Here is a 10149-nt window from a genome sequence, read left to right as displayed (position 1 = left end):
TTCTGATTCTCACTGCGAATATCCAAGCCATACGGATTGATTTATATACAAACCAATATATCCAATTTAACATAATATACATTATGCGCCCAATGGGTTGATTCTGTTTAATCTGGAAAGTTTAGCCTGTGATTGTCGGTGAAATACACGAATTAAGCTAAGTGATCCAATGGCTTATTCTCTGCAGATTGATGCCGTTCAACTCGCGATGTATGCAGATATTGTGATGTGGTGTCGATGCTGTCATGTCCGGCATCGGCTTGTACATGCGCTAGCGGCCGCCCAACTAAATTAATATCGTGAGATATTCCGGTATGGCGAATGCTGTGCGGCGTTAATTGACGCATTTCGTTAGCATCCTGCTCAAAGCCATCTTGTTGCGCTAAGTTGGCGGCATGTTCTATCACTGTGTAAATTTGCTCGCGTAATTGTCGCACACCCAAGTTGGCGTTAAGGATCCCGCTGTCGCGCCCACGACCTGGTGCGCGGTGTCTTATAAATAGTGGCGTTTTCTCATTAGGTGTTGGTAACGGTGCTAAGCCTAAAAACTGTCGGTAACGCTGTAACGCCAGTAGCAATTGTTTGGATACGGCAACGCTACGCTTTTTTCCACCTTTACTGCGCGGAATGTAAAATCCCCAAACACCGGTTTTAGTATCGCGTTTAAACTGGCCCATTATCGGCGAAAAGCCAGGTTTGGCGGCAACTTCAGAAATTCTTAAGTAACAGCTATACATTAGGCTGACTAAAAACAGAATTCGCTCATTTTCTTCAGGACAACTCGCCGCTAATTGATTTGCGGCGGCCATAACATAGGACCACTGTAAATCACTAAAGGCTTTAATGTCTTCTTGATCTTCGCCACTAACCAGGTGTTGGCTGTTATTCTTGAAACGGCCGTTTTTCATCAGGGCCATTGCTGGGTTTCGCTCGGTATATTCTTCGTTAATTAAATAGGCATAAAACGCCGACAAAATGGCTAGCTTAGTTTTTAAAGCTTTCTCGCTAATCACATAGTTTTGCTCAATACCATCTATCTTTTTACCTAGAAACGGTCGCCATAGCGGATTAGGCACTCGTTCTTTAAGTTGCTTGTCGGTAATAAATTGCGCCACATTTCTGTAGGCAATTAATGTTTCTGGTGGCTGGCAGCAATATTCTAGGTAGCGACTTAATACTCGCCGAGTGATGTCGCTAAGCGATATTTGCTCTACGTTAAAAGCCCAATGGAGAAATGTGGTTAGCTCACTGCGGTAAGTTTTGTAGTTGTTTTCGCTAAAGCGTTGCTCTAATAACCAATCAACTGCAAATTCATAAACATAACCCGCATCAGGCACTGCGCTTAAACTTATCTCTGCTAAATGTTGGTTGACCACTGCATTGCCATCTTCTAGATGTTGAATTGAATCAAACAAGGGAATCGCCGGAGGCAACAAATAAGACATGAGTAAACTAACCTAATGATTTTTATGAATATAACCTTACTATATAGCAATTGCCGATAAATAGCATTATCGGCAATGAAGCTGTTAAAAGCGTTAAACAGAACAAATCTAAACGTGGCTATATTTTGCTGCTATACTTCGCGCCTGCTAAGCTTCTGCGATGAGCACGCATCAACACCTTTAGGAACCAACATGAATTTAAAAAACGAACTGCAAACCATTCATAACAAATTGGATGTAGCCAAAAGAAAACTTAATGCTGCTCATGAACGTGGTGATGTTGATGTGGTTAAACAATTTAATAAAACTATCGATGCTCTAAGCAAAAAGCGTGATAGCGTTAAAGCACAGCTCAATAAACAACTCAATCAACAAGGTAAGGATCTCAGTTCCCTGCCCTTTAGTCGCGCATTAACTAAACAAGAACAGGCCGACATGGGAAAACTTAAAAAATCGGTTAAGGGCTTAGTGGTGGTACACCCCATGACAAAATTGGGCCGCGAAATGGGCATAAAAGAAGTGACGGGCTTTGCCAGTAAAGAATTTTAATACTCTCCCCTTCCAGTTTGACTCAGCATGTTAATAACAGCAGCTTATACCGCCTATAGTTAACATGCTTAGCTAACTACTTGCACTACGCGCTTCAGTTTTAAGCCACTTTAACAACACTAAGCACTATCATTTTTTATGCAAATAGCGCTGCGCTAACAAAAATTTAATTTTTATGCCTTAACCAGCTATTACTAAGCTCGCCCTCCTGCGAATTAACCCTCCTTTAACAATAAACTACAATTTGCCTGCTTTGGGTGGCTGCAAAAGCATTGTTTTGTTGCATTTAAAGCTGATAAGAATCCTTGGTATCACTAGCTGGAAAACACCGTGTTAACAGCGGGTGTTATCAATGAGTCATTGAGATTGCCAATTTGTAACAATTTCAACCATAATTGATCTAGATCAATGCACTTACCCGCTTGGAAATTTTTTGTTAAATTTTTAGCGAACTTATGCAAATAAGGGGCTTTTCAAACTGTTATTTGCCCTACCAATCAAGTATGATCGCGCCGTTAAGCTACTATTCTCGTGCACTTATCTAATGTTGCTGAAGACGTAGTTTAACAATTCGTTTCATGTTGTTAATGCACCTGCATTTAACTCGCTTAAACAAATAATAATAGCAACGGAAGCATGTATTTATGAACCAAGCAGCTAGCACGGAGACTGATTACAACTACACAGTTGTACGCCAGTTTACTGTAATGACCATTGTTTGGGGTATTGTTGGCATGGGTGTTGGCGTATTAATTGCTGCGCAATTAATTTGGCCTGCTCTAAACTTCGATACTCCTTGGCTAACCTATAGCCGGTTACGCCCCCTCCACACTAACGCCGTTATTTTTGCATTTGGTACCAGTGCATTAATGGCTTGTTCTTTTTACGTGGTACAGCGTACCTGTCAAACCCGCTTATTTGGTGGTCCTCTTGCCTCATTTGTATTTTGGGGATGGCAGTTAATCATATTATCTGCGGCGATCACCCTACCCATGGGCTTTACTACCTCGAAAGAGTACGCTGAATTGGAATGGCCAATTGGTATTGCAATTGCAGTAGTGTGGGTTGCCTACGGGATCGTATTTTTTGGCACGATTGTTAAAAGAAAAACCTCGCACATTTACGTTGCGAACTGGTTCTTCGGTGCATTTATCATTACCGTTGCGGTACTGCACATTGTTAACAACGCCGCTATTCCACTTACCATGACCAAGTCTTACTCTATCTATGCAGGTGCAGTAGATGCCATGGTGCAGTGGTGGTATGGCCATAACGCGGTAGGTTTCTTATTAACTGCTGGCTTCTTGGGCATGATGTACTACTTCGTACCGAAACAAGCTGGCCGCCCAGTATATAGCTACCGTTTGTCTATCGTTCACTTCTGGGCGCTGATTTCAATTTACATTTGGGCAGGTCCTCACCACCTACACTACACAGCTTTGCCTGATTGGGCTCAGTCTTTAGGTATGGTGATGTCGCTAATTTTGTTTGCGCCTTCTTGGGGTGGCATGATTAACGGTATTATGACTTTGTCTGGTGCGTGGCATAAATTACGCTACGACCCTATTTTGCGTTTCCTCATCGTATCCTTGTCTTTCTATGGTATGTCTACCTTTGAAGGCCCGATGATGGCGATTAAAACGGTTAACGCTCTTTCACACTACACCGACTGGACAGTAGGCCACGTGCACTCTGGTGCCTTAGGTTGGGTTGCTATGGTGTCTATCGGTAGTATTTATCACTTGGTTCCTGTGCTATTTGGTCAAGACCGTATGTACAGCATAAAACTGATTAATACTCACTTCTGGTTAGCTACCATTGGTGTTGTTCTTTACATCGTAGCCATGTGGATCTCAGGTGTGATGCAAGGTTTGATGTGGCGCGCGGTAAACGAAGACGGTACCTTAACTTACTCTTTCGTTGAGTCTCTACAAGCCTCTTACCCCTTCTACTTCGTCCGTTTTGTTGGTGGTTTGTTCTTCCTTAGCGGCATGTTGGTTATGGCTTACAACGCCTATAGAACCATTACTGCTGAGAAAGGTTCGTTAAAAGCAATTGAACTGGCGCAGGAGGCATAACATGAAGCACGAGTTAATTGAAAAAAATGTTGGTTTACTGGCTATTTTCATTGTTATTGCCATTAGTTTTGGTGGATTAGTTCAAATTACACCGCTAATTTTCCAACCTGAAACCACTGAGCCGGTAGACGGCTTAGTACCCTATACTGCGCTACAAATGGAAGGTCGTGATATCTACATTCGTGAGGGATGTAGTAACTGTCACAGCCAAATGATTCGTCCTTTTCGCGCTGAAACCGAACGTTATGGCCACTACTCTGTAGCGGGCGAAAGTGTTTGGGAACACCCCTTCTTATGGGGCTCTAAGCGTACCGGGCCAGATCTAGCCCGCGTAGGACAACGTTACTCCGACGAGTGGCATCGTGTTCACCTTATGAATCCACGAGATGTTGTACCTGAATCAAACATGCCCGGTTTTCCTTGGTTAGCCGATAACATGGTAGATGGTTCACTAACTGCCGATAAACTTGCGCTATTTAAAAATCATTTTGGTGTTCCTTACACCGATGAAGATATCGCTGGCGCAGCAAAAGCCGTTGAAGGTAAAACTGAAATGGAAGCGCTTATCGCTTACTTACAAGTGTTAGGTACAGCATTAAAATAAGGAGTTAGTTTATGGACTTTGGTACATTTAGTGGCCTATATACTGCGTTCCTAATGGCGATTTTCATCGGCATTATAGCTTGGGCATATAGCAAAAAGCGCAAAAAGGATTTTGCAGAGGCTGCCAATTTGGTTTTTGCCGATGAACCAAAAACTAGCCCTACAAAGGACTTTGAAGGAGCACAGAAAAAATGAGCACATTTTGGAGCGTGTGGATTACTGTTATTACCTTAGCCAGTATTGTTGGTTGCTTCATACTGCTAAGAGCTTGCACAAAAAATAATACCGGCGTAAAAGACGGTGAATCAATGGGCCACAAGTTTGATGGAATTGAGGAGTTAAACAACCCTCTTCCCAAATGGTGGTCGTACATGTTTATCATCACTATCGTGTTCTCCTTGGTTTACCTAGCGGCCTATCCTGGTTTAGGTAATTGGCAAGGCTTTTTAGGTTGGAAGAGTGCTGAACAAAGCATTAAGAGTATCGCCGAAGGTGAACAATTGGTCGCCGCTTATGACGGCAGCGTAGCTAACCAATATCAGCGTGAAATTGTTAAAGCAGACGAGCGTTTTGGCGAAGTATTCCGTCAAGTGGCCTACAACGAGAACGGCGAATACCGCAGCGTTGAAGAGTTATCTGAAGACGAAAATGCGATTCGCATTGGCCAACGTCTATACCTACAGAACTGTTCTCAGTGTCACGGCTCTTCAGCTCGTGGTGGTAAAGGCTTCCCTAACCTTACCGATAACGATTGGTTATACGGTGGAAGTGGTGATGCGATTAAAACCACCATTATGCATGGTCGCCAAGGTCAAATGCCGACTTGGGAAGCTGCTTTGGGTGATGACGGTATTCGCGAAGTTAGTGCTTATGTATTAAGCCTATCTGGACGTAAGGTTAACGAAGTTGACGCGGCTAACGGTAAAAATCGCTTTGTGGTTTGTGCGGCCTGTCACGGCGCCGATGGAACCGGTAGCTATGCAGTTGGTGCGCCTAACCTTACCAATGGTATTTGGTTGTATGGCGGTTCTCGCCGCGCCATTGAAGAAACTATTCGTTACGGCCGTAATGGCGTGATGCCAGCTTGGAAGGATATTCTGGGAGAAGATAAAATCCAGCTTATTTCTGCTTATGTTTATCAACTTTCTAGAACTGAATAGTTTAAAATCTTAAAAAAGCGGCGCAAATGCGCCGCTTTTTTTGTTATATTTAGGCTCTCTTTGTGAATGGATGTAATCACTTATGCAACAAGCTTGGTATAAACAATTTTGGCCCTGGTTTTTAATTGCACTTCCCATGGCAGCCGTTACTGCCAGTCTCTATACCTTTTATTTAGCCAGCTCTACCAATAACGACATGGTTGTTGAATCTTATTATAAAAAAGGTAAAGCGATTAACGCGGATCTGTCCTTAATTGAACACGCTGAACAATTAGGCATTAAAGCCAAGGTATTACCTGCGTCTCAAGGCTTAGTGTTAAGCATGGACTTACCTGAAGCACAAAAAAACCAGCCATTAAAAATTGAACTTGCCCATAAAACCTTAGCCCAAAATGACCGTAGCTATGTGGTTACCGCCGATGCTAGCGGCCGCTATCGTTTTGGGGATGATTTAAATGAAAATGGTCGCTGGTTTTTACGTATTAGTCCTATGGATGATAGCTGGCGTTTACAAGAGGAATTGCAACTACCGCTGTACAATGTAGAACATATCGATGGCAAATAGTAACAAGCGTTGTTTTCATTGTAACGAAGTGATCCCAAGAGGCGTCGAACTACAGGTTAATATACTTGGTAAAGACCAAGCGATGTGCTGCCAGGGCTGCGCTGCCGTAGCCGAGACCATCGTACAAAGTGGTTTAGAAGACTACTATCAACATCGTACTGCAGCTGCGCCTAGCGCTCAGAGCCTAGTGCCAGATGCCTTGGTTAAAATGCTTGATTATGATGATGAAAATGTTCAACTTGAGTTTGTTGCCAAAAATGCCGACTCAAAAGAAGTGTTACTGTCGATAGAAGGCATAGCCTGTGCCGCTTGTGCTTGGTTAATCGAAAAGCAAGTCTCCAGCATTCCTGGCGTAATTAAAATTCAAGTCAACTCCACCACTCAGCGAGCAACTTTAATTTGGGATGATAGCCAAACCAAACTCAGCCAAGTATTGCAAAGCATTCAAAAGCTCGGCTATAACGCCAGCCCCTTTCAAACTGATAAACAAGAAGAACTAGACCGAAAACTTTATCGTAGCCACTTACTTAAGCTGGGGGTGGCTGGTCTTGCCACCATGCAAGTGATGATGTTTGCGGTGGCCTTATACGGTGACTTTTTCGAAGAAATGGAAACCTTGTATCGAGACTATTTTCGTTGGGTGAGCCTGATTATGGCAACGCCAGTATTAATATTTTCGGCTCAGCCCTTCTATTTTGGTGCTTACCGCAGCTTGAAAGCAAAAACCTTGAACATGGACGTGCCGGTGTCTATTGCACTGTTGGGCGCTTATGGAGCCTCACTGTATGCCACGGTAAAAGGCACCGGAGAAGTCTATTTTGAATCGGTTTCCATGTTTACGTTTTTGTTATTGCTAGGGCGTTTATTGGAGCTACGCGCTCGGCGTAAGGCCAGTGAAACCAGTTCAAACATGCTCAAGCTAGTGCCTAAGTTAGCTTTAAAGATAGAACCAGACGGTCAACAGAACCGAATAGCAGCCAGCAAATTAAAAACCGGCGATAGCATTATTATTCTGCCAGGAGAACTAGTTCCCGCCGATGGTATTGTTATCAAGGGGGAAAGTGAATTTGACGAATCGTCATTAACCGGTGAATCACTACCCATTTTAAAAACATTGGGTGATAAAGTTTATGCTGGCACGGTAAATCATGAGCAAACCATTCACTTAGCAGTGCAGGCAGTTTCGCAGAATACCTTTATTGCTAATATATTGCGGCTACAAGAGCAGGCACAAAGTGAAAAGCCCAAAATAGCCACCATCGCTGACGCCGTAGCACGCTATTTTGTTTTAGGTTTATTGATTATTGCCTCGCTCACCTACACCTTCTGGCATTTTCAATCTCCCGACGACGCATTTTGGATTACTCTAGCGGTACTCGTTGCCACCTGCCCCTGTGCCCTATCGTTAGCTACGCCCGCGGCACTTACCGCCGCTACTCATAACTTATCTAAACATGGCTTACTGGTTAAACGTGGCCATGTATTGGAGCATTTAGCCAGCGTAACTACCGTGGTGTCGGATAAAACAGGCACCCTCACACAGGGGCGCCTACGGGTACAGCAACTTGAGTCTTATAGCGAGTATTCTGAGTCATATTTACTGCAGCTAATCGGTGCATTGGAGCAACAGAGTTCTCATCCGATTGCCCAAGCGTTTGCTGAATACCGGCAGCTGAATGCTACTGAGGTGGAACATCACACGGGCATGGGGATCAGTGGCGTAGTTGATGGTTTATCTTTAAGACTAGGTAAAGCTGCGTTTTGTCAGCAGCCATCAGTAGCAAAACAAGGCATGTTAGAGTTGCAGTTGATGGCCGAGCAACAACTGTTAGCTCGGGTTTATTTATCCGATACGCTAAAAGACGATGCCGTAGCGTTCAGCCAAGCTCTTCGTAAAAAACACATCGACTTAATTATGCTCACTGGAGATGATTCTGCGCAAGTCCCCTATGTGGCAGAGCAATTGGGTATTAGCCAAATTGTGAGTGGAGCCCTGCCGCAGCAAAAACTAGCGTTTGTAAGAGAGCGGACCAAAACAACCCCTCAGCTTATGATGTTGGGCGATGGAGTTAACGATGGCCCAGTATTAGCGGCTGCGCCGTTATCCGTAGCAATGGGATTGGGTACCGACATTGCAAAATCGAGTGCTGACGCGGTATTGTTAGGTACAAAATTGAACACCTTAGTTGAGGCAATAGAACTCGCTAAAAAGACCAAACGTATCATCAGGCAAAATTTGGCCTGGGCGCTTGGTTACAATGCGTTAATTCTACCCTTAGCGATAGCAGGTATAGTGACCCCTTATATGGCAGCCATTGGTATGTCATTATCGTCACTTGCGGTACTAACTAACTCTTTAAGGCTAAATAAACGATGAGCATTATTTTCGTTTTAATACCAATCGCATTGTTATTTGTTGCCGTAGGTATTGGCATCTTCTTTTGGGCTGTTAGAAGCGAGCAGTTTGAAGACCTAGACCGCCACGGCGTTAATATTTTATTTGATGAAAAAAAACAAACATCGGATAAAAGTAAAAATAATGTTCCAAAGTGATTACGCCGCGGCGTTTATAACCGGGTTGTTTGGTGCTAGCCACTGTATAGCCATGTGTGGTGGTATTGCCTGTGTATTGGGGCAAAGGGCCAGTAGCGCTTCGTCTAAATTAGCGGTAAGTATTGGTTTCAACCTTGGGCGTATTATTAGCTACAGCATTGCCGGTGCCATTGTTGCCGGTTCAATTCAAGCCATAAGTAATGTACACCGCTCGGCTTACATGTTGTCTGTTTTACAGTGGCTCGCCGCAATTATGCTGATTTTGTTGGGGGTCCATCTCACTCGTTGGTGGTCAGTGCTTAACCCGGTAGAGTCACTAGGGAAAGGGCTTTGGCGAAGAATTCAGCCGCGCGCTAGTCGTTTATTAGCTGTGCAACATCCTTTATCCAGTATTCCATTAGGCTTACTTTGGGGCTGGCTACCTTGCGGCTTGGTTTATTCCAACCTTACCCTTAGCGCCAGTCAAGCTAATTGGTTTGAGGGGGCGGCGATTATGTTTTGCTTTGGTTTGGGCACCTTCAGCGTAATGCTGGCAACAGTTCTTTTAGGTCAACAACTTAGCAAAGTTATGGGGAACCGTTGGCTGCAAATAGGCTCGGGTCTAATGGTATTAGCTTTAGGTATGTACCAAGTTGTTACATTGTTGTAGCAATAAGGCTAGAAAGTTTTTTATATTAGGGTTAGAATTGGCGCGAACTCCTATAGCATAGTTTGAGTATGAGCATTAATCCAAAAGCCAGCCAACGAATCCAAACGGGCGGATGTGAAATTCACTGCCAAGATTGCAGTATTGCCCAGTTGTGTATCCCCTTCTCGTTAAACGAGACCGAGCTGGATAGACTAGACAGTATTATCGAACGTAAAAAACCTATCCAAAAAGGCGAAGAAATTTTTGCCGCTGGCGATAAGCTTAAAAGCCTTTATGCCATTCGCTCTGGTACGATTAAATCGTATACCATCACCGAGCAAGGTGACGAACAGATTACTGGCTTTCATTTAGCGGGTGATTTAGTGGGGTTTGACGCCATTCACACTCAAGAGCATCCTAGCTTTGCTCAAGCTTTAGAAACCTCTATGGTGTGCGAGATCCCCTTTGACATTATGGATGAACTATCCGCGTCAATGCCTAAACTACGTCGCCAAATGTTGCGCCTTATGAGTAACGAGATCGTCGCAGACCAAGAGATGATCCTATT

The 10149-nt window shown here is 43.9% G+C and carries 11 protein-coding genes; 10 read left to right on the top strand and 1 reads right to left on the bottom strand.

From position 1 onward, the window contains the following. Positions 1-152: 152 nt before the first annotated feature. A complete protein-coding gene (locus ACQY6Q_RS03840; RefSeq protein ID WP_427978074.1) occupies positions 153-1445 on the bottom strand; it encodes a tyrosine-type recombinase/integrase in 1293 nt (430 codons plus the stop codon). Positions 1446-1637: 192 nt separating this feature from the next. Between ACQY6Q_RS03840 and ACQY6Q_RS03835 the strand changes: the two genes are divergently transcribed. The 10 genes from ACQY6Q_RS03835 to fnr form a co-directional block, all read left to right on the top strand. Continuing rightward, positions 1638-1994, top strand: a complete 357-nt coding sequence (locus tag ACQY6Q_RS03835) for a YibL family ribosome-associated protein (RefSeq protein ID WP_427978072.1) — start codon at positions 1638-1640, stop codon at positions 1992-1994. A 644-nt stretch (positions 1995-2638) separates the two neighbouring features. Beyond that, a complete protein-coding gene (gene ccoN / locus ACQY6Q_RS03830) occupies positions 2639-4072 on the top strand; it encodes a cytochrome-c oxidase, cbb3-type subunit I (protein ID WP_427978069.1) in 1434 nt (477 codons plus the stop codon). A 1-nt stretch (position 4073) separates the two neighbouring features. Further along, positions 4074-4676, top strand: coding sequence for a cytochrome-c oxidase, cbb3-type subunit II (gene ccoO, locus ACQY6Q_RS03825; RefSeq protein ID WP_427978067.1), 603 nt, complete (start codon positions 4074-4076; stop codon positions 4674-4676). Positions 4677-4687: 11 nt separating this feature from the next. Beyond that, positions 4688-4870, top strand: coding sequence for a cbb3-type cytochrome oxidase subunit 3 (locus ACQY6Q_RS03820; RefSeq protein ID WP_055731660.1), 183 nt, complete (start codon positions 4688-4690; stop codon positions 4868-4870). Beyond that, positions 4867-5835, top strand: a complete 969-nt coding sequence (gene ccoP, locus ACQY6Q_RS03815) for a cytochrome-c oxidase, cbb3-type subunit III (RefSeq protein WP_427978065.1) — start codon at positions 4867-4869, stop codon at positions 5833-5835. Before ACQY6Q_RS03820 ends, ccoP begins: the two co-directional genes overlap by 4 nt. 82 nt (positions 5836-5917) lie before the next feature. Beyond that, the gene (locus ACQY6Q_RS03810; RefSeq protein ID WP_427978062.1) at positions 5918-6400 is read left to right on the top strand and encodes a FixH family protein; all 483 of its coding nucleotides are present in this window, start codon (positions 5918-5920) and stop codon (positions 6398-6400) included. Further along, positions 6390-8777 carry a heavy metal translocating P-type ATPase gene (locus ACQY6Q_RS03805; protein WP_427978060.1) on the top strand — a complete coding sequence of 796 codons (2388 nt, stop codon included), beginning with the start codon at positions 6390-6392 and terminating at the stop codon, positions 8775-8777. Before ACQY6Q_RS03810 ends, ACQY6Q_RS03805 begins: the two co-directional genes overlap by 11 nt. Further along, positions 8774-8953, top strand: a complete 180-nt coding sequence (gene ccoS / locus ACQY6Q_RS03800) for a cbb3-type cytochrome oxidase assembly protein CcoS (RefSeq protein ID WP_427978058.1) — start codon at positions 8774-8776, stop codon at positions 8951-8953. The genes ACQY6Q_RS03805 and ccoS overlap by 4 nt, the downstream gene beginning before the upstream one ends. Continuing rightward, positions 8940-9602: a sulfite exporter TauE/SafE family protein gene (locus ACQY6Q_RS03795; protein WP_427978056.1), complete on the top strand. Its 663-nt coding sequence runs from the start codon at positions 8940-8942 to the stop codon at positions 9600-9602. The genes ccoS and ACQY6Q_RS03795 overlap by 14 nt, the downstream gene beginning before the upstream one ends. Before the next feature lie 68 nt (positions 9603-9670). Further along, positions 9671-10149: fumarate/nitrate reduction transcriptional regulator Fnr (gene fnr, locus ACQY6Q_RS03790; RefSeq protein WP_427978054.1), on the top strand; the 479-nt coding region annotated here is incomplete at its 3' end.

This window comes from Agarivorans sp. (assembly GCF_050295395.1).
In the GTDB taxonomy this organism is placed as follows: Bacteria; Pseudomonadota; Gammaproteobacteria; order Enterobacterales; family Celerinatantimonadaceae; genus Agarivorans.
Note: the sequence above shows the minus strand (reverse complement) of the source record. Positions and strands in the feature narration are given on the sequence as shown.